Origin of the sequence: Streptomyces sp. NBC_01216 (assembly GCF_035994945.1) — a bacterium.
Taxonomy (GTDB): domain Bacteria; phylum Actinomycetota; class Actinomycetes; order Streptomycetales; family Streptomycetaceae; genus Streptomyces.
The window spans coordinates 6,342,191-6,364,204 of sequence record NZ_CP108677.1 but is presented as its reverse complement, the minus strand read 5'-3'; the positions used below and the strand labels follow the sequence as shown (position 1 = coordinate 6,364,204).

At 72.1% G+C, this 22,014-nt stretch carries 22 protein-coding genes; 8 read left to right on the top strand and 14 right to left on the bottom strand.

The window, feature by feature from the left end:
* Window positions 1-22: 22 nt before the first annotated feature.
* The 3 genes from tuf to OG393_RS28635 form a co-directional block, all read right to left on the bottom strand.
* Window positions 23-1,192, bottom strand: a complete 1,170-nt coding sequence (gene tuf / locus OG393_RS28645; RefSeq protein WP_327377573.1) for an elongation factor Tu — start codon at window positions 1,190-1,192, stop codon at window positions 23-25.
* A 95-nt stretch (window positions 1,193-1,287) separates the two neighbouring features.
* Window positions 1,288-1,482, bottom strand: coding sequence for a hypothetical protein (locus OG393_RS28640; RefSeq protein ID WP_327377572.1), 195 nt, complete (start codon window positions 1,480-1,482; stop codon window positions 1,288-1,290).
* Window positions 1,483-1,710: 228 nt separating this feature from the next.
* Window positions 1,711-2,415 carry a DNA alkylation repair protein gene (locus tag OG393_RS28635; protein ID WP_327377571.1) on the bottom strand — a complete coding sequence of 235 codons (705 nt, stop codon included), beginning with the start codon at window positions 2,413-2,415 and terminating at the stop codon, window positions 1,711-1,713.
* A gap of 136 nt (window positions 2,416-2,551) precedes the next feature.
* Between OG393_RS28635 and OG393_RS28630 the strand changes: the two genes are divergently transcribed.
* On the top strand, window positions 2,552-3,334 hold the full coding sequence (locus tag OG393_RS28630; RefSeq protein ID WP_327377570.1) for a TVP38/TMEM64 family protein: 783 nt from the start codon (window positions 2,552-2,554) through the stop codon (window positions 3,332-3,334).
* A 110-nt stretch (window positions 3,335-3,444) separates the two neighbouring features.
* On the opposite strand, the gene OG393_RS28625 is transcribed toward OG393_RS28630, so the two are convergent.
* Window positions 3,445-4,614, bottom strand: a complete 1,170-nt coding sequence (locus OG393_RS28625) for a thiolase family protein (RefSeq protein ID WP_327377569.1) — start codon at window positions 4,612-4,614, stop codon at window positions 3,445-3,447.
* Between the two features lie 110 nt (window positions 4,615-4,724).
* On the opposite strand from OG393_RS28625, the gene OG393_RS28620 reads away from it, so the two are divergent.
* From OG393_RS28620 to OG393_RS28610, 3 genes are all read left to right on the top strand, one after another.
* Window positions 4,725-5,186, top strand: coding sequence for a winged helix-turn-helix transcriptional regulator (locus OG393_RS28620; protein WP_327377568.1), 462 nt, complete (start codon window positions 4,725-4,727; stop codon window positions 5,184-5,186).
* A gap of 308 nt (window positions 5,187-5,494) precedes the next feature.
* Window positions 5,495-6,367 (top strand): undecaprenyl-diphosphate phosphatase, encoded by an 873-nt coding sequence (locus OG393_RS28615; protein WP_327377567.1) that lies wholly within the window; start codon window positions 5,495-5,497, stop codon window positions 6,365-6,367.
* Window positions 6,368-6,665: 298 nt separating this feature from the next.
* Window positions 6,666-6,881 carry a hypothetical protein gene (locus OG393_RS28610; RefSeq protein WP_327377566.1) on the top strand — a complete coding sequence of 72 codons (216 nt, stop codon included), beginning with the start codon at window positions 6,666-6,668 and terminating at the stop codon, window positions 6,879-6,881.
* A 75-nt stretch (window positions 6,882-6,956) separates the two neighbouring features.
* Here the strand turns inward: OG393_RS28610 and OG393_RS28605 are convergent, their stop codons facing one another.
* Window positions 6,957-7,550: a flavin reductase family protein gene (locus OG393_RS28605; protein ID WP_327377565.1), complete on the bottom strand. Its 594-nt coding sequence runs from the start codon at window positions 7,548-7,550 to the stop codon at window positions 6,957-6,959.
* Window positions 7,551-7,631: 81 nt separating this feature from the next.
* On the opposite strand from OG393_RS28605, the gene OG393_RS28600 reads away from it, so the two are divergent.
* Window positions 7,632-8,069, top strand: a complete 438-nt coding sequence (locus OG393_RS28600; RefSeq protein ID WP_327377564.1) for a nuclear transport factor 2 family protein — start codon at window positions 7,632-7,634, stop codon at window positions 8,067-8,069.
* 50 nt (window positions 8,070-8,119) lie between these two features.
* On the top strand, window positions 8,120-9,766 hold the full coding sequence (lnt, locus tag OG393_RS28595; RefSeq protein ID WP_327377563.1) for an apolipoprotein N-acyltransferase: 1,647 nt from the start codon (window positions 8,120-8,122) through the stop codon (window positions 9,764-9,766).
* Here the strand turns inward: lnt and OG393_RS28590 are convergent.
* Window positions 9,711-10,616 (bottom strand): Gfo/Idh/MocA family protein, encoded by a 906-nt coding sequence (locus OG393_RS28590; protein WP_327377562.1) that lies wholly within the window; start codon window positions 10,614-10,616, stop codon window positions 9,711-9,713. The genes lnt and OG393_RS28590 overlap by 56 nt on opposite strands.
* 274 nt (window positions 10,617-10,890) lie before the next feature.
* Between OG393_RS28590 and OG393_RS28585 the strand changes: the two genes are divergently transcribed.
* The gene (locus OG393_RS28585) at window positions 10,891-11,364 is read left to right on the top strand and encodes a hypothetical protein (protein ID WP_327377561.1); all 474 of its coding nucleotides are present in this window, start codon (window positions 10,891-10,893) and stop codon (window positions 11,362-11,364) included.
* A 24-nt stretch (window positions 11,365-11,388) separates the two neighbouring features.
* Here the strand turns inward: OG393_RS28585 and OG393_RS28580 are convergent, their stop codons facing one another.
* From OG393_RS28580 to OG393_RS28550, 7 genes are all read right to left on the bottom strand, one after another.
* On the bottom strand, window positions 11,389-11,859 hold the full coding sequence (locus OG393_RS28580) for a hypothetical protein (protein WP_327377560.1): 471 nt from the start codon (window positions 11,857-11,859) through the stop codon (window positions 11,389-11,391).
* Window positions 11,860-12,044: 185 nt separating this feature from the next.
* On the bottom strand, window positions 12,045-12,728 hold the full coding sequence (gene ung, locus OG393_RS28575; RefSeq protein ID WP_327377559.1) for a uracil-DNA glycosylase: 684 nt from the start codon (window positions 12,726-12,728) through the stop codon (window positions 12,045-12,047).
* Window positions 12,729-12,822: 94 nt separating this feature from the next.
* Entirely contained in the window at window positions 12,823-14,400 is a 1,578-nt protein-coding gene (locus OG393_RS28570; RefSeq protein ID WP_327377558.1) for an ABC transporter substrate-binding protein, read from the bottom strand.
* A 148-nt stretch (window positions 14,401-14,548) separates the two neighbouring features.
* Window positions 14,549-15,316: an SDR family oxidoreductase gene (locus OG393_RS28565; protein WP_327377557.1), complete on the bottom strand. Its 768-nt coding sequence runs from the start codon at window positions 15,314-15,316 to the stop codon at window positions 14,549-14,551.
* Window positions 15,317-15,341: 25 nt separating this feature from the next.
* Window positions 15,342-16,103 (bottom strand): 3-oxoacyl-ACP reductase FabG, encoded by a 762-nt coding sequence (gene fabG, locus OG393_RS28560; protein ID WP_327377556.1) that lies wholly within the window; start codon window positions 16,101-16,103, stop codon window positions 15,342-15,344.
* A gap of 328 nt (window positions 16,104-16,431) precedes the next feature.
* The gene (locus OG393_RS28555) at window positions 16,432-16,815 is read right to left on the bottom strand and encodes a DUF3037 domain-containing protein (RefSeq protein WP_327377555.1); all 384 of its coding nucleotides are present in this window, start codon (window positions 16,813-16,815) and stop codon (window positions 16,432-16,434) included.
* Window positions 16,812-17,678: a HipA family kinase gene (locus OG393_RS28550; RefSeq protein WP_327377554.1), complete on the bottom strand. Its 867-nt coding sequence runs from the start codon at window positions 17,676-17,678 to the stop codon at window positions 16,812-16,814. The genes OG393_RS28555 and OG393_RS28550 overlap by 4 nt, the downstream gene beginning before the upstream one ends.
* A gap of 232 nt (window positions 17,679-17,910) precedes the next feature.
* On the opposite strand from OG393_RS28550, the gene OG393_RS28545 reads away from it, so the two are divergent.
* Window positions 17,911-19,284: a DUF2254 domain-containing protein gene (locus tag OG393_RS28545; protein ID WP_327377553.1), complete on the top strand. Its 1,374-nt coding sequence runs from the start codon at window positions 17,911-17,913 to the stop codon at window positions 19,282-19,284.
* Between the two features lie 123 nt (window positions 19,285-19,407).
* On the opposite strand, the gene OG393_RS28540 is transcribed toward OG393_RS28545, so the two are convergent.
* Complete coding sequence (locus OG393_RS28540) at window positions 19,408-21,975, bottom strand: collagenase (RefSeq protein ID WP_442817373.1); 2,568 nt, start codon at window positions 21,973-21,975, stop codon at window positions 19,408-19,410.
* Window positions 21,976-22,014 lie beyond the last annotated feature (39 nt).

Sequence of the window (22,014 nt, the reverse complement as noted above, 5' to 3'; positions counted from 1 at the left end):
GGAACGCGGGCCCCGGTGACGGTCAGTCGACCGTGGTGACGGTGCCGGCCCCGACCGTGCGACCACCCTCGCGGACGGCGAAGCCGAGGCCCGCCTCCAGGGGGACGTCGCGGCCCAGTTCGACCGTCATGGTGACCGTGTCGCCGGGTCGGGCGACCGCGGTCCCGCCGAGGTCGATGTCACCGACCACGTCCGCGGTCCGGATGTAGAACTGCGGCCGGTAGCCGGTCGACACGGCCGTCGTCCGGCCGCCCTCGCGGGCGGACAGGAGGTACACCCGGGCGGTGAACCGGCGGCTCGGCACGACGCTTCCGGGAGCCGCCACCACGTGGCCACGCCGGACCGCGCCGCGTGGCACACCCCGCAGCAGCAGCGCCACGTTGTCACCGGCCTCGGCCGACTCCATGGGCTTGCCGAAGGTCTCGACACCGGTGACGACCGTCTCGGTGCCGGCGCCCAGGATCTCCACGCGGTCGCCGACCCGCACCGTGCCGCGCTCGATCGCGCCGGTGACCACCGTGCCGCGTCCGGTGATGGTGAGCACGTTCTCGACCGACAGCAGGAACGGCGCCGCCACGTACCGCTCGGGCGTGGGGACGTAGGTGTCGACGGCGTCCAGCAGCGCGCCGACGGCGGCCGTCCAGCGCGGGTCGCCCTCCAGCGCCCGCAGGCCGGAGACCCGGACCACCGGCACGACGTCACCGCCGTAGCCGTGCGCGGTCAGCAGTTCCCGTACCTCCAGCTCGACCAGGTCGGTCAGCTCGTCGTCCCCGGCGTCGGCCTTGTTGAGGGCCACGACGATGTGGTCGACGCCGACCTGACGGGCCAGCAGGACGTGCTCGGCGGTCTGCGGCATGATGCCGTCGAGCGCCGACACGACGAGGATCGCCCCGTCGAGCTGCGCCGCGCCCGTGACCATGTTCTTGACGTAGTCGGCGTGGCCGGGCATGTCGACGTGGGCGTAGTGGCGGGTCTCGGTCTCGTACTCGACGTGCGTCAGGTTGATGGTGATACCGCGCTGAGCCTCCTCGGGCGACCGGTCGATGCGGTCGAACGGCACGAAGGTCCCGGTCCCCCGCTCGCTGAGGACCTTGGTGATGGCCGCGGTCAGGGTGGTCTTGCCGTGGTCGACGTGGCCCATGGTGCCGATGTTGAGATGCGGCTTGGTGCGCACGTACGCCGTCTTGGACATGGTTCGCTCGTTCCTTGAGCTCGAAGCGTCTGCGGGAACCCCGGTGGCCGGACCGACCCTCCCCCTGGGGGGTCCGCCGGACGATCCGGGGAGGGTCAGCTTCGGGCGCCGTCGAGGGCGAGGGCCGCGGCGGAAGCCGCGGGCGCCGCGACGACGGCCGCGACCGCCACGGCGGTCTCGGAAGCGGCGGCACGTGCGACATCGGCGGGCGTGGTCACACCCGGCGGGACGGCAGCCTTCGGCGCGGCCGCGACTGCGGGCCGTGCTGCGAGGAAGGCGTACCGGAACATGCCCACGATCATGACGTCGTGCGGCGTCCGCGTCGAACGGTTTTCGGCGGCCCGCCCGTCAGGGCCCTCCACGGCCCGGGACTTCGGGCGGACCGACCGGAGCGGCGACGGGCGGCGCGGCCCCGGGCGGCCGGGCCGGGGCCACGGCCGTACCGGTCCGGAGCCCGGGGGTGCCGCTCCGCCGGCCCGGGGCGGTCAGACCCACCAGCGGCGTCACCACGAGCATCATCACTGTCCGAGGTTCCTGAGCGCCTCGCGCACCGAGAGCGGGGCGAGCCGGCCCCGGTGGGCCTCGACGAAGGCGCGGACCTCGGCGGGGTCGGTCTTGGCGTACTCGCGCAGCGCCCAGCCGATCGCTTTTCGTACGAAGAAGTCGGGGTGCGCCGAGCGCCGCAGGCAGAAGGCGAAGAGCCGGTCGGCGTCGGTCGCGTCCTTGAACCGCAGCTGGTGCAGGATCGCGGTGCGCGTGACCCACAGGTCGTCGTCACCGACCCAGGAGTCCATCTCGGCGGCGAGCACGGGGTCGGCGGCGACGAGCCCGCCGACCACGTGGGCGGCGAGGTGATCGACCGTGTCCCACCACGAGACGGTGGTGACGAGCCGCCGCGCCACGGGCAGGAAGTCGGAGCTACAGCGCTCGACGTGGCGGTGCAGGTAGTCGACGGCGAAGTAGTGGTACTCCCGCTCGGGCAGCGCGAAGCAGCGCAGCGCGACGGCGGCACAGTCCTTCTCGTCCGGGCGCGGGGTGCCCTCCAGGACGGTCCCGGACAGGGCGCGCCGCTCGGGTGTGCGGATGCCGAGGAACGGGGCCACGCCCTTCATGTACGCGACCATCTCCTGTGCCCGGAAGGGGTTGCCCGCGGGCGGATAGAGCCGCGTGAGCCGGTCCAGGACGGTATCGGCGAGGGCGCTGCCGGGCACGGCGGTCGTCATGGCGTCACTGTAGGCCCGGCGCCCCGCCCCCGGAGGACACGCGGACCACCGGCTCGGGCCGGTGCCGGTGAGGCATCCGGAGCGGGCATGACGCGCGTTACGGCGATCACACGGGGGCTTCGGTTACTCTCCCCGGATGCTCGACCCCGTCACCCGGCCGCCGGGCGAACTCATCCCGCGTTGGTCCCGGGCCCTGCTGTCCCCGTGGTCCCGGTTGTCCGCGCTCGCCGCGCTGCTGCTGGGCGCGGCGACGACCGTGGTGCTGTACGAGCCGCAGAGACTGCTGGCCGCGGGCTGGCCGCCCCAGGTGGGCGGCGCCGGTGCCGTGTTGCTGTTCGGCCTGGCGTACGGGGGGTGTGTGGCCGCCTTCGTCCCGCGGCCGATCCTGAACCTGGCGGCGGGCGCGCTGTTCGGCAGTCAGGCGGGGCTGGTCGCGGCGGTGGCCGGCACGGTCCTGGGGGCCGGTATCGCCTTCGCCCTGGGGCGGGTCCTGGGGCAGGACGCGCTGCGGCCCCTGCTGCGCGGCCGGTGGCTGAAGGCGGCTGACGGGGTCCTCAGCCGGCACGGGTTCCGCTCGATGCTGGCGATCCGGCTCTTCCCGGGGGTTCCCTTCGCCGCCGCCAACTACTGCGCGGCGGTCTCCCGCATGGGGTACGTGCCGTTCCTCGTGGCGACCGGCCTGGGGTCGGTGCCGAACACCGCGGCCTACGTGGTGGCGGGGAGCCAGGCGGGCTCGCCTTCCTCACCCGCGTTCCTGATCTCCACGGGGTTCATCGTGCTGTCCGGCGTCGCCGCCGCGGTGGTCGCCTGGCGCAAGCGCCACGGCCTGCGGCGGGCGGCGGACCCGGTGCCCGTGTCGACGGGCTCTGAGCCGGCCGGGGTCCTGGCCGGGGCGGGCGGCGTCCGCGACGTCGTCTGACGGCGCCCCCGCCCCTCACCCGCCCCGCCGCCGACCGCGCGGGACGCCGGAGGCCCCCGGCCGGCCCTGGTCGCTCAGAGCCTGTCGGGTGGCCTTCGGCCGACAGGCTCTCAGAGAGCCTCGACGATCATCGCGTTGGCCAGTCCGCCGGCCTCGCACATGGCCTGGAGGCCGTACCGCGCGCCCCGGGACCGCAGGGCGTGGACGAGGGTGGTCGTCAGGCGGGTGCCGCTGGCGCCGAGGGGGTGGCCCAGGGCGATGGCCCCGCCGTTGACGTTGACCCTGGCGGGGTCCGCGCCGGTCTCCTGCTGCCAGGCGAGGACGACACTGGCGAACGCCTCGTTGATCTCGAACAGATCGATGTCCCCGATGCCGAGGCCGGCCCGGCGCAGCACCTTCTCGGTCGCGGGGATCACGCCGGTCAGCATGAGCAGGGGGTCGGAGCCGGTGACCGCGAAGGCGTGCAGCCGGGCCAGGGGGCGCAGCCCGAGGCGGGCCGCGGTCTCCGCCGCCATGACGAGCACGGCCGAGGCGCCGTCGTTCGTGGGGCTGCTGTTGCCCGCCGTCACCGACCAGTCGATCTGCGGGAACCGCTCGGCGAAGACGGGGTCCCGGAAGGCCGGCCGGAGTCCGGCGAGGACCTCCGGCGTCGTCATGGGCCGCACCGACTCGTCGCGGGCGGCCCGGCCGTAGGGGACCACTTCGGCGTCGAAGAGCCCCGTCTCCCAGGCGCGGGCCGCCTTGGCGTGCGAGGCGGCGGCGAAGGTGTCCATGGCCTCGCGGCCGAGGGACCACTTCGCGGCGATGAGTTCCGCGCTGATGCCCTGCGGGACCAGTCCTCCGGGATACCGCTCGGCGACACCGGGGCCGAAGGGGTCGGAGCCGGGCGGCACGTTGGACCACATCGGGACGCGGCTCATCGACTCCACGCCGCAGGCGACGGCGATGTCGTACGTGCCCGAGAGCACCCCCTGGGCGGCGAAGTGCACGGCCTGCTGGGACGAGCCGCACTGCCGGTCGACGGTGGTGGCGGGCACGGAATCGGGCAGTCCGGCTCCGAGCCATGCGTACCGCGTGGTGTTCATGGCCTGCTCGCCGACCTGGTCGACGGTGCCGCCGATGACGTCGTCGACGAGTGCCGGATCGATGCCGGCGCGCTCGACCAGGGCGGCGAGGGTGTGGGAGAGGAGGGCGACCGGGTGGACCTCGGCGAGGGCTCCACCCGCCTTGCCCTTGCCGATAGGCGTCCTGACGGCTTCGACGATGACGGCGTCACGCATGACAAGCTCCTGGACTCGCGAGTTGGAAAAATGGACTGACCCTCACCGGGAACCTAACCCAGAGCGTTGGAATTTCAAACCCATGAAAGGATCTCCCGTAGGCTGGGCCCATGAAGGCCGCCTCCCGCCCCTGTTCCATCGCCGACGCCCTCGCTCTGGTCGGCGAGAAGTACGCACTCCTCGTCCTGCGGGAGGTCTCGCTCGGCGCACGCCGCTTCGACCGGATCGCCCGCAACACGGGCGCCCCCCGGGACATCCTCACCGCACGCCTGAAGCGGCTCGTGGAAGCCGGGATCCTGGAGAAGGTCCCCTACAGCGAGCGCCCGCGACGCTTCGAGTACCGCGCGACGACGGCGGGTGAGGAACTGCAGCCCGTGCTGCTCACCCTGATGAGCTGGGGCGACCGCCATCTGAACCAGGAGGCGCGGCCCATGGTCTTCGAACACGCCTGCGGGGAGACACTGAGCCCCCGGGTGGTGTGCGCGCACTGCGGCGACACCGCGGACGGCGCGAGCCTCACCCCGCACGTGAAGGCACCGGGCTGGACCACGACGGGACCCGCCGGAAGCTGACCGGCCGCCCCCGCCCCGCCGCCCCTCCCCACTCGGCGGACCGAATGCCCGGTCCCCCCGCCGGGCCCCACTCTTTTCACGGAGCCCGCTCCGGGCCGGCGGGCCCTCGCGTCCGACCTGCGAACGGGCGCGTCATCTTGGGGCGGTACGCTGCGCTCCGACCGGCGGTGGATCTCCTGCGCCACCACCGCGGCCGTGTACCGAGCCTCCGCGTGACCCCACGCACGGCACGGGGCACGGCCTTCGGCGTGACCTTGAGCGTGACCCTCCACTGACCGCACGAGCACATTCGGGACGGCCCTAGCCCCATGAGTTGGTTCGAATCATTCATCCTCGGACTCGTCCAGGGGCTGACGGAGTTCCTACCCATCTCCTCCAGCGCGCACCTGCGGCTCACCGCCGCCTTCGCCGGCTGGCAGGACCCGGGCGCGGCCTTCACCGCCATCACGCAGATCGGCACGGAGACCGCCGTCCTGATCTACTTCCGCAAGGACATCGCGCGGATCCTCACCGCCTGGTTCGCCTCCCTGCACGACAAGGCGAGGCGCGCCGACCACGACGCCCAGATGGGCTGGCTGGTCATCGTCGGATCGATACCGATCGGTGTCCTGGGCATCACCCTCAAGGACCAGATCGAAGGCCCCTTCCGGGATCTGCGGCTGATCGCCACCACCCTCATCGTGATGGGCGTCGTCCTCGGCGTCGCCGACCGGCTGGCGGCCCGCGACGAGGCCGGGGGCCGCCACCGCGTGGTCCGTGAGCGCAAGACGCTCAAGGACCTCGGCGTCCGCGACGGCCTGATCTACGGCGTCTGCCAGGCGATGGCGCTCATCCCCGGCGTCTCCCGCTCCGGCGCGACGATCTCCGGCGGTCTGCTGATGGGCTACACCCGAGAATCGGCGGCCCGTTACTCGTTCCTGCTCGCCATCCCCGCGGTCCTCGCCTCCGGCGTCTACGAACTCAAGGACGCGGGCGAGGGACACGTCTCCTGGGGACCGACGATCTTCGCCACGGTCGTCGCGTTCGCCGTCGGCTACGCCGTGATCGCCTGGTTCATGAAGTTCATCACCACGAAGTCCTTCATGCCCTTCGTGATCTACCGGATCCTGCTCGGCATCCTGCTGTTCGTCCTCGTCGGCACGGACGCCCTGAGCCCGCACGCGGGCGAGTCGGCGGGCTGACCCGGAGCGCGGGGCAGTTCCCCGCCCGGGTGGTGGCGCCGCGTGCTTCGCTCCGGCGTCCGTCCGGAAGGGCGCCGGGCGACACCCCGGACCGGGGCGGCTCGCCGGACTCGGGGGGTGATCCGGAGTCGCCGCTCCGCCGGGCCTGCCCGGACGGACCTCCCGATCCTCCCGCCGCGGCCCGCAGCCCGCGACCGTGTGCGCGGGGCGGGCCGGAGTGCCCCGTTCACACCCCGTGCGCGCGGGGCGCCTGTCCTCACGTCGGGCGGGGTGCGGCCACCCGGCGCACCCTGGGACCATGGCCTGGCAAGCACCCGTCGTCGTGCACCGCCCCTCCCCCGGAGGGGGGCGCCGCGTCACCGTCCGGGGACGGATCGTGGGACTCGCGCACCACGACACCGACCTCGTCGAGTTCCTGCGCCGCGCCGGACTCGACGACGCCGACACGATCCTGGACGACCCGCGTCTCGTCGAGTGGCGCGGCGGCCTGCCCCACCGGTGGGAGGCCGCGTGACCGACCGCGCCCACGAGGACCACGCCCGGGAGACCGGGCGGCGTATCGCCGGGCCTCAGGGGATCCGACCCTCCGCTACGCCTCGTACGGGACCCGGGCGATCTCGCGGATGCCGCCGAGGGTGCCCCATTCGTTCCGGCCCAGACGCGTGAGGGGCTTCATGAGGGTGATCTCCGGATGTCCGTCGGCCATGACCTCCTCATCGACGGCCGCGTGCACCACCCGGCCGAAGACGACCGTGGAGTCACCGATCCGCAGCGTGCTGTGCAGTTCGCACTCGAGGGCCACCGGCGCCCGCGCCACCCGCGGCGGTTTGACCCGCAGGCTCGGCTCGCGCTCCACACCACAGGCGTCGAACTCGCTCACGCCGCGCGGGAAGTCGGTCGCGGTGGCGTTGATCTGCTCGAAGAGCGGCTCGGGCGCCAGGTTCACCACGAACGCGCCCGTGTCCTCGATGTTCCGCAGCGAGTCCTTGCGGCCCACCGACGTGAACTGCACCACCGGCGGCGCCACCGCGGAGATCGTGAAGAAGGAGTGCGGGGCCAGGTTGTCGGTGCCGTCCGCCGAGGTGGTGGAGATCCAGGCGATCGGCCGGGGAACCACCGTGGCCGTGAGCAACCGGTAGAAGGAGTTCCGGTCACTGTGGCCGGGATCGAAGTCGATACGCATCCCGGAAGTATGACCGGTATCCGCCCCTGTCGTCGCGGCACGCCTCTTGGCCCGCCGCCTCCGCTCACCGACACTGAGCCGATGACGCAGCGCGTGGATCTCGCTACCGTGATGGACCGCCTGGCCATCGACGACGTGGTCACCGGGTACGCGGCGGCCGTGGACGACTCCGACTGGGCGGCCTACCGGGCGCTGTTCACGGGCGACGGCCGTGCCGACTACCGCGGATCGGGAGGTGTGGAGGGCCCGGCGTCCGAGGTGGCCGACTGGCTCGCCGCGACGATGCGGCTGTTCCCGGTCCGCCAGCACCTCATCGTCAACCGGCGCGTCCGCATCGAGGACCTCGGCGGGTACCCGGGCGACGGCGCGGAGGTCCGGGCCGACTACGTGAACCCCATGAGGCTCGAGTCAGGGGAGGACTTCGTCTGCGGAGGACGGTACTCCTTCGCCCTGCGGCGCACGGACGCCGGCTGGCGGCTGAGCTCGGTCGTCGTCCGCGAGAAGTGGCGCCGCCCGTAGCCGCCCGCGCGCACTCCGCGCACACTGGAGGCGACACCGGGAGGCGCGGCATGCGGATTCCGTTCGGCGGGCGCGCTCCGTCGGCCGGGGAGGACGGCGGGACGGGGTGCCCGGAAGGCCGGGAAGGTGCCGGACGCGGCCCGGCGACGGTCGGGCGGCGCCGGGCCGGCGCCGCCCGCTCCGCCGGGGCGGTCGTCGCCGGCGCGCTGCCCGTGCTCGCCTTCCCCGCTCCCTCCCTGTGGTGGTTCGCGTACGTCGCGCTCGTCCCGTGGATGCTGCTGCTCCGGACCGCCCCCACCGCACGGCGGGCGGCGCTGGAGGGCTGGCTGGGAGGTCTGGGGTTCGTGCTGGCCCTGCACCACTGGCTGCTCCCGAGTCTGCACGTGTTCCTCTTCGTGCTGGCCGCTCTGCTGGGATTGCTGTGGCTGCCGTGGGGCTGGCTGGTACGCGTGATGCTCGGGTACGGGCCGTCCGCCGCGCGGGCCGCCGCAGCACTGGCCGTGGTCCCGGCAGGCTGGCTGGTGATCGAACTGGCCCGTTCCTGGGAGGGTCTCGGCGGACCGTGGGGTCTGCTCGGCGCGAGCCAGTGGCAGGTGGCGCCGGCGCTGCGGCTCGCCTCGATCGGCGGTGTCTGGCTGGTGAGCCTGCTGGTGGTGGCGGTCAACACCGCCGTGACCCTCCTCGTGTCGGAGGCCGCCGTACGGATCACGGCGCTGGCCGGGCTGATGGTGTGCGCGCTCACCACCGGCCTGTTCTGGTGGGGAGCCGGACCCCCACCCGTGCGGGGCACGGTCCGGGTGGCCGTGGTGCAGCCCGGGGTGTTCGACGGTTCCGGAGGGGCGGACCGGCGCTTCGCGCGCGGGGAGGAGCTGACCCTCGCACTCGTCGGGCGGGACGTCGATCTCGTTGTCTGGGGCGAGAGCAGCGTCGGCGCGGACCTGGCCGCCCGGCCCGAGCTGGCGGCCCGGCTGACCGCTCTCTCCCGCGCGGTGGGGGCGCCGGTCCTGGTCAATGTCGACGCGCGGCGATCGGACCGGCCGGGCATCTTCAAGAGCAGCGTGCTGATCGATGAAGGGGGCCCGACCGGAGCCCGCTACGACAAGATGCGGCTGGTTCCCTTCGGCGAGTACGTCCCGGCCCGAGCGGTGCTCGGCTGGGTGACCTCGGTCGGCGAGGCGGCGGGCGAGGACCGCCGCCGGGGTACCGAGGCGGTCGTGATGGAGCTGCCGTCCGAGGGCGGTCCGGCGCTGCGGGTCGGCCCGCTGGTGTGCTTCGAGTCGGCGTTCCCCGATCTGAGCAGGCGGCTCGCGCGGGACGGCGCGGGTCTGCTGGTGACGCAGTCGGCGACCTCGACGTTCCAGGACAGCTGGGCGCCCGGGCAGCACGCCTCGCTGGCGGCGTTGCGCGCGGCGGAGACCGGCCGCCCGGTCGTGCACGCGACGCTGACCGGCGTCAGCGCCGCCTACGGCCCGGACGGAGCCCGCGTCGGCGCTCCGCTGGGGACGGGCGAGAGCGCGACGGCGGTCTACGACCTCCCCCTGTCGGGGGGCTCCACGCCGTACGTCCGCTACGGCGACTGGGCGCTGTACGCCGCGCTGGGCGTCCTGGCCCTGCTCGGCGCGGCCGAGGGCGCCGGTGCCTTCAGGAAGCCTGCGTCAGGGCCTCGCGGACCACGCGCTCGCACAGCTCGTGGGTGAGCAGCGCGTCCCGTGCGCTGGGCCGCTCGCCGGCCCGTACGGCGTCGAGGAAGGCCAGCACCGCCTGTTCGATGCCGCGCTGGCGCGCGACGGGCACCCAGTCCCCGCGTCGGCGGACGGTGGGCTGCCCCTTGTGGTCCACGACGTCCGCGAGGTTGAGGACCTGACGCTTGGTGTCCTGTCCGGAGACCTCGAGGATCTCCTCGGTGGAACCGTTCATCCGGTTCATCATGCCGATGGCGGTGAAACCGTCGCCGGAGAGCTGGAGCACGACGTGGTGCATCAGCCCGTCGCGGACCCGGGCTCGCACGTCGGTGTGCTCGACCACCCCCGGGAGCAGGAAGCGCAGGGTGTCGACGACGTGGATGAAGTCGTCCAGGACGAGGGTGCGGGGGTCCTCGGGAAGCCCGATCCGGTTCTTCTGCATGAGGATCAGTTCGCGGGGGTGGTCGGCGCACTGGGCGTAGGCGGGCGCCAGGCGGCGGTTGAAGCCCACCGTCAGGCCCACGCGGCGCTCCTCGGCGAGTTCCACCAGGCGCACCGAGTCCTCGTAGCCGTACGCGAGCGGCTTGTCCACGTAGGTCGGCACCCCGGCCCGTAGAAGCCGTGTGGTGATCTCGGCGTGCGCGGAGGTCGGGGCGTGGACGAAGGCCGCGTCGATTCCCGCGGCCAGCAGGGAGTCGAGGTCGACGTGCCGTTGGGCGGGCGGAACGCGGTGGGCGTCGGCGACGCGGTCCAGGGTGGCACGTGTCCGTGTCTGGAGGTGCGGCTCGACTCCGGGCAGCGCGGCGAGGACCGGGAGGTATGCCTTCCGCGCGATGTCGCCGAGTCCGATGCAGCCGACCTTCACGGGCGTTCTCCCTCGTCGTGGGTGCTGTGCCGCCGGACGTCGACGGTGCGGTGTCCCCGCTGGTCAGCATACGGGGGCGGGGCCCGGGTCCACGGGGTGCGCCGGTCCGCGCTGCCGCGGCGGGCGACGGCTGGGCCGGCGGATGCCCGGCCGCCCGGCCGGAGCTCGCCCCACCGCTTCCGCGGGCGTCACCCGGATCGCCACCATCACCCGTACGGGGTATTCCCGGCCGGCGGGGGTGCGAAGATCAGCGGCGGGCAGCAGAGTGACGCGCGTGCAACGAACCAGAACCGCGGTGAGGGTCCTGGCCGGGGTCGCCGTGGCTGCCCTCTCCGGCTGTGTCTCGGTGGAGGCGCGGCCCCCCGTCCCCGAGCCGTCCGGAAGGACCGGACACGGCGTCCGGGAGGCGGCGCGGCAGATCGTCGAGGAACCGGCCCGCGAGGCCCTCGAGGCGGCCCTGCCCCCTCCCCCGTCCACGCCGCCGGCACCGGCGCCCCGGGCCTCGCGGAGGCCCCGGGCCGCCACACCGGAGTGGCGGGAACCCGGGACCGGGGCCGCGAAAGGGGAGCCCGGCCGACCGGACACGCTCCCCGGGCGGCCCGGCCGACCGGGCACGCCGGACATCGCGCAACCGCCGCGGAAGCCGCCCCGCTCGCTCGCCGACGTCTGCGAGCTCGGCGAGCGGTACGGGGGCTGGCGGCCCGACAGCGACCAGACGCGGATCTGCCACGGCACCTACGGGCGCTGAGCCGGGACGGCGCTGGGTCCCCCGTCACGGGGAGCGGAACCGTACTTCCAGACGCGCGATCGCGGCCCGGACCCTGGAGCCGTACTCGTCGTCGTCCAGCGACTCCGACGCCGCGAGGGCACGGTCCAGATGGACCCGGGCCGCGTCGGGGCGCAGCACCTTCAGGTAGTCGACGGCGAGGTTCAGGTGGAGGGTGGGCGAGAGGGCCCGCAGCGCGACGGCCGCGTCGTCTCCCCGCCGTTCGCCGCCCGGGCCCTCGGCTGCCAGCAAGGCCCGGAGGTCCCAGGCCAGCTCGGAGTCCGGGTCGTCCTGGGCGTCCGCCATGTAGTGGGCGAGCGTGCAGCGGTGCAGGGGGTCACCGTCCGGGCCGAGCTGCTCCCACAAGCGTCCGAGGCGGTTGCGGGCCTCCTCCCGGTCCCCACCGTGCAGCAGCATCGTCGCCTGGCCGATCCTGGTCATGACGCCGTCGTCCGACACCTGCTGCTGTTCGGTCACTGGGGCCTCCACCTGCTGTCCGTCCGGTCGCCCCGACGCTAGCCGCAGCCGCGGCCGATGCGGCACAGGCTCGGGCGCGACCCCGGGCCTGTCAGCCGGGCGGGCTCAGCCGGCGCTTCCACGGCCCCGGGGACGAGGCGTTCCGGGCCGCCGGGGCCGAGGCGGCCCCGGCGCGGGGAGCGCTGTCAGCCGAGGTCCGGGATGCGCCAGTCGATCGGCTCGTGCCCCTGCGCCGCGATCGCCTCGTCGATCTGAGTGAAGGGGCGGGAGCCGAAGAACTTCTTCGCCGACAGCGGGGAGGGGTGCGCCCCCTTGACCACGACGTGGCGTGCCTCGTCGATCAGCGGGAGCTTCTTCTGGGCGTAGTTCCCCCAGAGCACGAAGACGGCGGGGTCCGGCCGGGAGGCCACGGCGGAGATCACCGCGTCCGTGAACTTCTCCCAGCCCCGGCCCTTGTGCGAGTTCGCCTCGCCGGCACGGACCGTGAGGACCGCGTTCAGCAGCAGGACGCCCTGCTCGGCCCACGGCATCAGATAGCCGTTGTCCGGCACCGGGTGGCCGAGTTCCGCGTGCATCTCCTTGTAGATGTTCCGGAGGGACGGCGGGGTCTTGACACCCGGCCGGACGGAGAAGCAGAGGCCGTGCCCCTGCCCCTCACCGTGGTAGGGGTCCTGGCCGAGGACCAGGACCTTCACCTTGTCGTACGGAGTCGCCGCGAGGGCGGCGAACACCTCGTCGCGAGGCGGGTAGACCGGCCCTTCGGCCCGCTCCTTCTCGACGAACTCGGTGAGCTGCCCGAAGTACGGCTTCTCCAGCTCCTCGCCGAGGACGCCGCTCCAGGACGCGGGCAGCATGTCGGTGTCGGTCACGTCAACAACCTCCGGTAGGAATGCGTTTCGTACGAACACGGAACCTACCGGGGGCCACTGACATCGATCCGCGTCGAGGGTTCCGGCGGACGCCCTACCAGCTGGCCCGCTTGCTGAGCTCCCACAGCTGCATGACCGTCTGCGGGTCGAGCGCGCGCTCGGCCCCACCGATGTCCTCGCTGGCCGCGATGTAGAGCTTGCCCTGCCACAGCGGCAGCAGCCTGACGTCCTGCGCCATGATCTCCTCGGCCGCCTCGAAGTCGTCCATGACCGCGCCGCGGTTGCTCTCCCGCCGGGACTTCGGGAGCAGTTCCTCGGTGATCCGCGGGCTCTCGTACGGCGTCTGGAGCACGTTGTCCTTGCCGACGAAGGGCGCGATGAAGTTGTCCGGGTCCGGGAAGTCGGGGGACCAGCCGCGGCCGAAGACCGGGTACTTACCGGTCTTGAAGCCCGCCGAGAGCTCCTTCCACGGCTTGCCGCGCAGGGTCACCTCGAAGAGTCCGGAGTCCTCCAGCTGTCGCTTGAGCTCGGCGAACTCGAGAGCCGTGCCGGAGCCGTACCGGTCGGTGGTGAACCAGAAGGTCAGCTTGACGGGCTCGGTGATCCCGGCATCCCGCAGAATCGCGCGGGCCTTGTCGGCGCTTGGCTCGCCGAAGCGGTCGAGGAACTCGGTGGTGTGCCCCACGATACCCTTGGGGATCATGGAGTACAGCGGCTCGGCCGTGCCCTGGTAGACCTTGCCCACCAGTTCGTTGCGGTCGACGAGCTGTGCGATGGCCTTGCGGACCGGCGCCTTCCCGATAGCCGGGTCCTTGGTGTTGAAGACGAGGTAGCGGATGTCCGAGCCCGGCGACTCGACAAGCTGGAGCCCCTCGTTCTCGGGCTTGTCGTCCTGGAAGCCGATGACCTCCTCCGCGGTCAGACCGCGGTAGGTGGCGTCGATCTCCTTCTTCCTCAGCGCGTTGACCATCGGCTCGGACTCCTTGAAGTACCGAATGGTCACGCCACCGTTCTTGCGGTCGGCGAATCCCTTGTAGCTGGGGTTCTTCGTCAGCTCGGCCTTGTTCCCCTCGACGTACTCGTCGAGGAGGTAGGGGCCCGAGCCGACCAGCTTCCCGTCCTCACGGAGCTTGTCGGCGGGGTACTCGGCCGGGTCGACCAGCGACATCGCCGGAGTGGCGAGGACGAAGGGGAACGTCGCGTCCGGCTCCTTCAGCTTGAAGACCACCGTGCGGTCGTCGACGGTCTCGATCTCGTCCAGGGCGCCCAGCAGGCCGCTCGGACCGCCCTCGTGGGCGATCGTGCGGATGCGCTCGATGGAGTACTCGACCGCCTTGGCGTCCAGAGTGTGCCCGTTGGAGAACTTCAGGCCCTCCTGGAGCACGCATTCGTAGACCTGGCTGGATGTGTCCTTGAATTTGCAGTCGGCCGCATCGGACTGCGGCGCGGTGCTGCCCGTCGGGAAGCTCACCAGCGTCTGGAAGACGTTCCGGAAAAGCTCCCAGGAATTGTCCCAGGCAGCGGCTGGATCGAGGGTGGTGGGAGAACTCGTCGTACCGATGACGATTCTCTGCTCCCCGGTGGATTCACTACCCGAAATCAGGCTGCATCCGGACACCAGGGATATGGACGCAAGGGCTGCAGCGGCCTGCAGACTGGTCCGGTTGAACACGTGCACGCTCCTCGTTCAGCCATGGGTCGAGCGACCATACCGCAGCGCCCCGCCAGGTCAATGTTCGACCCGGACGGGGCACTTTAGGCATGACATGAAAAACCAGGGCCAATCCGGTCAGGAAATCAGCAAACTGTCCGGTTATCGGTCACTCGACACCGGCGTTGAGAAAAATACCTCCGTCGACCACCAAGGTCTGGCCGGTGATCCATTCCGACTGGGCGGAGGTAAGGAACGCGGCGGCGCCGCCGATGTCCTCGGGGACACCGAGTCGGCCGAGCGGGTAGGCGGCGGCGGCCTCCGCCTCACGGCCCTCGTAGAGCGCCTGCGCGAACCTGGTCTTCACCACCGCCGGAGCGATCGCGTTGACCCGCACCACCGGCGCGAACTCGTGTGCCAGCTGCAGCGTCAGGTTGATCATGGCCGCCTTGCTCATCCCGTACGCGCCGATGAACGGCGACGGGGAGAGGCCGGCGACCGAGGCGATGTTCACGATCGCGCCGCCGTGGTCCTTCTGCCAGGCGCGCCAGGTCTGCTGGGCGAATCCCAGCGCCGAGATCACGTTCGTCTCGTAGACCTTGCGGGCCACGTTCAGGTCGAGGTCGGCCATCGGCCCGAACACCGGGTTCGTACCGGCGTTGTTGACGAGGATGTCGACCCGGCCGAAAGCCTCCATCGTCGCCGCCACCGCGGCGGCCTGGTGGGCCTCGTCATGGGCCTTTCCGGGCACGGCGATCACCCGGTCTGCGCCGAGCTTCTCCACCGCCTCCTTGAGGGCCTCCTCGCCGCGCCCGGTGATGCAGACGCGGTCGCCGCGGGCGACCAGCGCCTCGGCGACACCGTAGCCGATGCCCCGGCTGGCGCCGGTGACCAGAGCGACCTTGCCGGACGGCTCCGGCAGCTGCTTGTTGCTCATGTCCGTCTCCCTTTCCCGCCGGGGCTCAGTTGAGCGGGCCGCCGGCCACGTACATGACCTGGCCGGAGACGAAGCCCGCGTCGTCACCGGTGAAGAAGGCGATCGCGTTCGCGATGTCCTCGGGGTAACCGACGCGCTGTACCGGGATCATGGACGCGGCGGCGGCCTGGAACTCCTCGAAGCCCATGCCGACGCGCTCGGCGGTCTGCGCGGTCATCTCGGTGACGATGAAGCCGGGTGCCACGGCGTTGGCCGTGACGCCGAACTTGCCGAGCTCCTTGGCGAGAGTCTTGGTGAAGCCCTGGAGGCCCGCCTTGACGGCCGAGTAGTTGGCCTGGCCACGGTTGCCCAGCGCCGAGGAGGAGGACAGCGAGACGATCCGGCCGAAGCCCGCGTCCACCATGTGCTTCTGGACGGCCTTGGCCATCAGGAACGCGCCCTTGAGGTGGACGTTCATGACCGTGTCCCAGTCGGCCTCGCTCATCTTGAAGAGCAGGTTGTCGCGGAGCACACCCGCGTTGTTGACGAGGATGGTCGGCGCGCCGAGCTCGGCGGCGACGCACGCGACGGCCGCCTCCACCTGGGCGCCGTCGGAGACGTCGCAGCCGACGGCGAGGGCGGTGCCGCCCGCGGCCGTGATCTTCGCGACGGTGTCCTTGCAGGCCGCCTCGTCGAGGTCGAGTACGGCGACGGCGCGGCCCTCCGCGGCCAGTCGTACCGCGGTCGCGGCGCCAATGCCCCGCGCCGCGCCGGTGACGACGGCTACGCGCTGCTCGGTGGTGGACATGCTGGTTCTCCTCGCCCTTGGATCATGCCGGGACGCGGCCCGCTCGGTACGTCCCGCACATGAGCGACCGCTTAGTACCTTCAGTAGACGAGACGCTAGAAGCCCTGGCACCCGGTGTCAACGGCCCATCGGGTGCACCCGCTCACTCCGCGCCGCGCCCTCGGTCCGCTCCGGCTTCCACCCGGGTACGGAGCGGGTCGCGAGCGGGCACCGGCCGAGACCCCCGCCGCGCCCTCCGAAGCCCCACACACGCTCGGGGCCCGCCGGCCGGAACCCGGGGAGCCCGGCGCGACGGCGGATCGGGCCCGGCGGGCCGGTCCGCGCGGACTCAACGCACCAGGAGATCGAGGAGCCGCTCGACCTCGCCCTCCGGGTCACGGGTCAGGCCGGTGTGCACCGGGCCCGGCTGGACGACCGTGGACCGGGGGGCGATCAGCCAGCGGAAGCGCCGACCGGCGTCGTCCCGAGCCGCCTGCCCGGCGTCGTCACCACCCCGGCAGACCCCCTCGACGGCGCGCAGCGCGGCCCGGACGCCGGTCACGTCGGCGCCGGCGTCGAGCGCCTTCAGCTTGGCCTCGTCCAGGTGCGTGCGGGCCGCCACGAAGGAACGGGCCCGGCAGTAGACCACCACGCCCGCGTTGATGAACTCCCCCCGCTCCACGCGCGGGACGACGCGCAGCAGCGCGTACTCGAAGACGTCGCGCTGGTTCACCGCGCACCCCCCTGGTCCGTGCCGGTCCGGCCCTGGCCGGCGGTGTGCGGCCAGCCGCCCAGGTGATCGGTCAGCCAGCCGGGGGCCCGTGAGGTCCGGCGCTCCTCGCGCGGACCGAGGGTGATCCGCTCGTGGATCGTTGCGGCCCTCGGGAGCAGCGCCTCCACGTAGGCGCGGCGCAGTTCGTCCGTGGTGGCGAAGCCCGGCTCGTCGACGAGCCACTCGTCGGGCACATCGGCGGCGACCTCGCTGAGCAGTTCAGGGGTGACCAGGGGAGCCAGTTCCGCCGCCGCGGCGGCGATGTCCGGGCCGAAGGGGGCGAGGACGTGGTCGGAGGCGTCGTACGGCTTGGCCGCGGACGCCTGGGCGCCCCGCCAGTTGTGGTGCCAGATCATGGTGGCACCGTGGTCGATCAGCCACAGGTCGCCGTGCCAGACCAGCAGGTTGGGGTTGCGCCAGGAACGGTCGACGTTGTTGATCAACGCGTCGAACCAGACGACCCTCCCCGCCTCCCGGGGGTCCACCTCGTAGGCCAGCGGGTCGAATCCCAGCGAGCCGGGCAGGTAGTCCATCCCGAGATTGAGGCCGCCGCTGGCCTTGAGCAGCTCCTGCACCTCCTGGTCGGGCTCGGAGAGTCCGATCACCGGGTCGAGCTGGAGGAGGACCAGCTCGGGTACGCGCAGGCCCAGGCGCCGGGCGAGTTGACCGCAGATCACCTCGGCGACCAGGGTCTTGCGGCCCTGTCCGGCGCCGGTGAACTTCATGACGTACGTGCCGAGATCGTCGGCCTCGACGATCCCGGGGAGCGAGCCACCCTCACGCAGGGGCGTGACATAGCGGGTCGCTGTCACTTCTGTAAGCATTTCGCCAGGCTAACCGGCGGACGCGCGCCATGATCAGAGGTTTTTCCGAACGCGCGCTCCGTGCGGAGCGGCGTCCGCCCCCGCGCGCTCCGGAGAGCGGGCGCGCGAGCCCGTGGGGTTCCCGTCCTGCGGCGCCGACGGACGGTGGCGTGAGGGGCCGTGTGTCGGCTCGACCACCGCCCCGGGGTGTGGTCCGCTGGTGTCGGCGCTCCACTCGGTGAAGGGACGGTCGATGAATCGTGCGGGCAGGGGACCAGCGGGCGACGCGGTCCGTGACAGCCTGCGCACACAGCTCTGGCCGTTGCCGGCGCTGGGAGTCGTACTGGCAGTCGCCACCGGGGTGACCCTGCCGCGCCTGGACGCCCGCGTCCAGGAGGACTTTCCGGCATGGCTGGCCGACTACCTGTTCGGCGGCGGAGCGGGAGCGGCCCGTACCTCCCTGGACGCCATCGCCGGTTCGCTCATCACCGTCACCGCGCTCACGTTCTCCCTCACCGTCGTCACATTGCAGCTCGCCAGCAGCCAGTTCTCGCCCCGGCTTCTGCGTACCTTCACGTCCGACCGCTTCGTGCAGGGCACTCTGGCCGTGTTCCTCGCGACCTTCACCTACGCCCTCACCGTGCTCCGCACGGTCCGCACCGCCGACGCCGGCCAGGCCGAGTTCGTCCCCCGGCTCTCCGTGACCCTCGCTTTCGTACTCGCTCTCGCCAGCGTCCTCACCCTGGTGTTGTTCCTCTCCCATCTGGCCCGGGAGATTCGAGTCGAGACGATGCTGGCCGGCGTCCACGCCGACGCCGAACGGACCCTGCGTCAGCTCCTCCCCGACACGGCACGGCGTGAAGGCGCGAAAGCGCCGCCGCTGCCGTCCGTGCCCGGCCACGCGCTGCTCCTGACCGTCGACAGCTCAGGTTTCCTCACGGGCGTCGACGAGAACGTCCTCCTGGCGGCTGCCGTCGGTGCCGACGCGGTCCTGCTCATCGACCGTCAGCCGGGCACCTCCCTGATCGCGGGCACCCCCGTGGGAGCGGCCTGGCCACGCACCTCCACCTCCTTCGGGCCCGACACGGAGGCAGGGCTCCGGCGACAGTTCCGCCGAGCGATCTCCACCGGCCCGGAGCGCACCGGCACCCAGGACATCGCCTTCGGGCTGCGCCAGCTGGCCGACGTCGCCGCCAAAGCGCTCTCCGCCGGATTCAACGACCCCACCACCGCGATCCACGCGCTGTCGCACTCCAGCGCCCTGCTGTGCGACATGGCGGAACGCGAGCCGGGTCCACGCCTCCTGTACGACGACCACCGTCTCCGGGTCGTTCTCGACCGACCCGACCTGGGCGACCTCCTGGACCTCGCCCTCACCCAGCCGTGCCGCTACGGCGCCACGGACGCCGCTGTCCTCGACCGCCTCCTCACACTGCTGCGCGAACTCGCCTGGCACGCCTCCCCCTCCCAGCACCCGCCGATCGCGCACCAGCTCGCGCGCCTGCGCGCCACCGTCGCGGCACAGGATTTCCACCCCGGCGAGCACGCACGCCTCACCGCACTCGCCGGACAGGTCGAACAGGCCATGGCCGGGGTGTGGGTGCCCGTGACCGACAGCGGCAGATAGCGGCCCTGGTCACTGCCGGGTACTCCCTCCCGCGGGACCGGTGTCACGGCGAGGCGGGCTCCTCGGGAACGGGTCCGGCCCGGGTCCGGTGCGTGTGGCACCGGACCCGGGCCGGACGGCGGGTCAGTACGCGGTGGTGACGCCGGCGCCGGTGAACGAGGTCACGGCGTGGAGGCTGACGTAGTGGTATCCCGCGGGCGGGTTGGTGACGGTCAGGGTGTGGTTGTTGCCGGAGCCGGTGGCCCTGGCGGTGTGGTGGGTGGTGGTGGCCCAGTTCGTGCCGCTGTAGTAGAGGTCGGCGTCGCCGGTACCGCCGGAGGTGGTGATCGTCAGCCGGGTGGTGCCGGCCGGGACGTAGAGGTAGTGGTAGGCGTAGTTCCCGGTGGTCGCGGAAAGTCCGCTGCGGCGGCAGTTCTTGCCGAGTTCGCGGCTGTCCGTGCCGGCGCACTCGGCGACGCCGTCGGCCACCGTGACGCTGCGGCCGGCCGTGGCCGTGGCGCCCTTGTCGTCGGTCACCGTCAGCGTGACGGTGTAGGTGCCGGCGGCGGCGTAGGTCTTGGTGGGGGCGGCCTGGGTGGAGGTGGTGCCGTCGCCGAAGGCCCAGGACCGGGTGGCGATGGTGCCGTCGGTGTCGGTGGAGCGGTCGGTGAGGGTGACCGTCAGTTCCCTGACCGCCACGGTGAAGTCGGCGGTGGGAGCCTGGTTGTCCGGCGGGGTGCCGCCGCAGTCTCCGGCCGCGCAGCCCGTCAACCAGGTCCTCCAGTCGCTGTCGTAGCGTGTGCCGATGGTGCCGGTGAGGTGGGCGCGAGCCGCGTTCCAGTCGCCGGCACGGTAGTAGCCGAGGACCTTGTCCATGTCGGCGCGGTGGTGCTCCAGCATGTACCGGACGGCGAGGTAGCCCCAGCGGTAGACGCGTGTGGTGTCGTGGCTGTAGGTGGTGTCGAAGAGGGTGCTCAGGGCGTAGGTGCCCTTGCCCGCCTCGGCCATCGCCGCGGTGTAGGGGACGTCGCGGTAGGAGTAGGAGATGTACTCCGCGAAGCCTTCGACCCACCATATGGTCGGGGTGGTGAGGCCGGCCGCGAAGTCGCCGTACATCGTGAAGCGGCCGTCGAGGTAGTGGGTGTACTCGTGGTTGAGGTTCCAGACGTGGAACTCCGGGCGCAGCCACTCCGCCTCGTAGGCGATGAAGCGGGGCGTGTTGCCCGTGGCGGCCGGGTCTCCTTCCAGGTACATGCCGCCGTTGTTCGTGTCGATGTCGTATATCGCGCCGGCGTACGTCTGGTAGTCGGTGCTGGAGTCGAACACCACGACCTCGATGGTGGTGTTGTGGTCGTCGGCGACGGGTCCGTCGTCCCGGGCCGCCTGGTGGAAGTAGGCGTCCTGCTGGAGCATGCTGGCGCAACTGGCGCTCAGTTCGGCGGAGGTCATCTGCTGGGCGAGGACACGGATGCCGGGGCCACAGGTGTGACGGATCGTCAGGACCTCGTCCGTGAGCCGCTGCTTCAGGTCGCAGGTGCCGTAGGAGGAGCAGTTGGCCTTGTCGTACTCATCGGCCATCTCCGCGACACCGACCCACAGCGGGGCGGTGGGACCGGTCACGGCGCTCTGGTTCAGCAGGCCGGTGGCCAGGGGACGGACCCTGCTTCGCAGACTGGCGTACTGGAGGAATCGGCCCAGTTCCCGCCCGGCGTTGGAGGTCAGGTAAGACCGGCTGGTGCCCAGCAGGGCGAGGTGATCGGCGGCGAAGCGGTGGAGGCTGTCGATGACGCTCGGGTCCGATTCGACGGCGTTGACGAATCCGGGGGCCTGATGACCACGGAAGGTCACCGTGTACACGTTGTTGACCGCGCTGAGCATCCACCAGGAGGAGTCCCAGGTGGCGTCGTAGTCCGCCAGCATCCGCTTGACGACGTAGAGGTAGCGGGCGTTCTCCTGGGCACTGTCGATCAGGGTGACCGCCTCGGCCAGCGTCCTGCCGTTGGCGTCGGTGACGTCCCGCGAGCGGGGGCTGCCGAAGAAGGCGTCGAGCCCGGAGCGGATCGCGGTCCTGAGGCCGGTGCCGTACTGGCCCACGGCATCCGGGTGGTACCACTGCACGTAGTAGCCGGCCCGGAGGAAGAGGACGAGCTGCGGCATGCCGGTGCTCTCGTCGCCGGGGTAGCCGGCGGAGCCGTCCCTGAGCGCGTAGGCGACGGTCGCCATCTGGGCTTCGCGGAAGGCCAGGTAGGCGTCGGTGCCGGTCAGACCGAACAGGGTGTTGACACAGTCGACGCTGGATGCCTTGATCCGGCTGACGAGTTCGCTGCCGGTACGGCTGGTGAAGTCGGCGGTGTCGCACGCGGCGGCCGGTGCGGCGCGCCGCGTTGCCCCGGTGTCCGCGTCCGGGGCGTCAGGGCGGTCGTAGGACCGCTTGAGCGGGGACTTGTCGGCGTTCAGCGGGGGAAGCTGGGATGCTTTCCGGCGGTCCTCGACCACATGGCCGGTCCGCGCGGCGGAGGATTGCTGCGCCCGCGGCGCCGGGTGGACTGCCTCGCCGGCGCCGGACGCCAGCGAGGACACCGGCGTCGTGGCCGCCGGCGGGGAATCCGGTCGCGCCTGGGCCGGCTGCGAGAGCAGCGCGACACCCATCACTCCGGCCAGGGCCAGGGGCAGTACGGACCCCAGACCTCGGCGGACGAGTGCGGTTCTCACGTGGTTCCTCCCATGAGGGGGTCGGGTCACGTCGACGCG

What these genes read in the sequence shown, in the direction of transcription:
- OG393_RS28635 (WP_327377571.1), bottom strand. Translation starts at nt 2,415, where the DNA reads ATGACGACCGCCGTGCCCGGCAGCGCCCTCGCCGATACCGTCCTGGAC.
- OG393_RS28610 (WP_327377566.1), top strand. Translation starts at nt 6,666, where the DNA reads ATGGCCTGGCAAGCACCCGTCGTCGTGCACCGCCCCTCCCCCGGAGGG.
- OG393_RS28565 (WP_327377557.1), bottom strand. Translation starts at nt 15,316, where the DNA reads ATGAGCAACAAGCAGCTGCCGGAGCCGTCCGGCAAGGTCGCTCTGGTC.
- tuf (WP_327377573.1), bottom strand. Translation starts at nt 1,192, where the DNA reads ATGTCCAAGACGGCGTACGTGCGCACCAAGCCGCATCTCAACATCGGC.
- OG393_RS28545 (WP_327377553.1), top strand. Translation starts at nt 17,911, where the DNA reads ATGAATCGTGCGGGCAGGGGACCAGCGGGCGACGCGGTCCGTGACAGC.
- lnt (WP_327377563.1), top strand. Translation starts at nt 8,120, where the DNA reads ATGCGGATTCCGTTCGGCGGGCGCGCTCCGTCGGCCGGGGAGGACGGC.
- OG393_RS28605 (WP_327377565.1), bottom strand. Translation starts at nt 7,550, where the DNA reads ATGCGTATCGACTTCGATCCCGGCCACAGTGACCGGAACTCCTTCTAC.
- OG393_RS28550 (WP_327377554.1), bottom strand. Translation starts at nt 17,678, where the DNA reads ATGCTTACAGAAGTGACAGCGACCCGCTATGTCACGCCCCTGCGTGAG.
- OG393_RS28620 (WP_327377568.1), top strand. Translation starts at nt 4,725, where the DNA reads ATGAAGGCCGCCTCCCGCCCCTGTTCCATCGCCGACGCCCTCGCTCTG.
- OG393_RS28615 (WP_327377567.1), top strand. Translation starts at nt 5,495, where the DNA reads ATGAGTTGGTTCGAATCATTCATCCTCGGACTCGTCCAGGGGCTGACG.
- fabG (WP_327377556.1), bottom strand. Translation starts at nt 16,103, where the DNA reads ATGTCCACCACCGAGCAGCGCGTAGCCGTCGTCACCGGCGCGGCGCGG.
- OG393_RS28625 (WP_327377569.1), bottom strand. Translation starts at nt 4,614, where the DNA reads ATGCGTGACGCCGTCATCGTCGAAGCCGTCAGGACGCCTATCGGCAAG.
- OG393_RS28640 (WP_327377572.1), bottom strand. Translation starts at nt 1,482, where the DNA reads ATGTTCCGGTACGCCTTCCTCGCAGCACGGCCCGCAGTCGCGGCCGCG.
- OG393_RS28600 (WP_327377564.1), top strand. Translation starts at nt 7,632, where the DNA reads ATGACGCAGCGCGTGGATCTCGCTACCGTGATGGACCGCCTGGCCATC.
- OG393_RS28630 (WP_327377570.1), top strand. Translation starts at nt 2,552, where the DNA reads ATGCTCGACCCCGTCACCCGGCCGCCGGGCGAACTCATCCCGCGTTGG.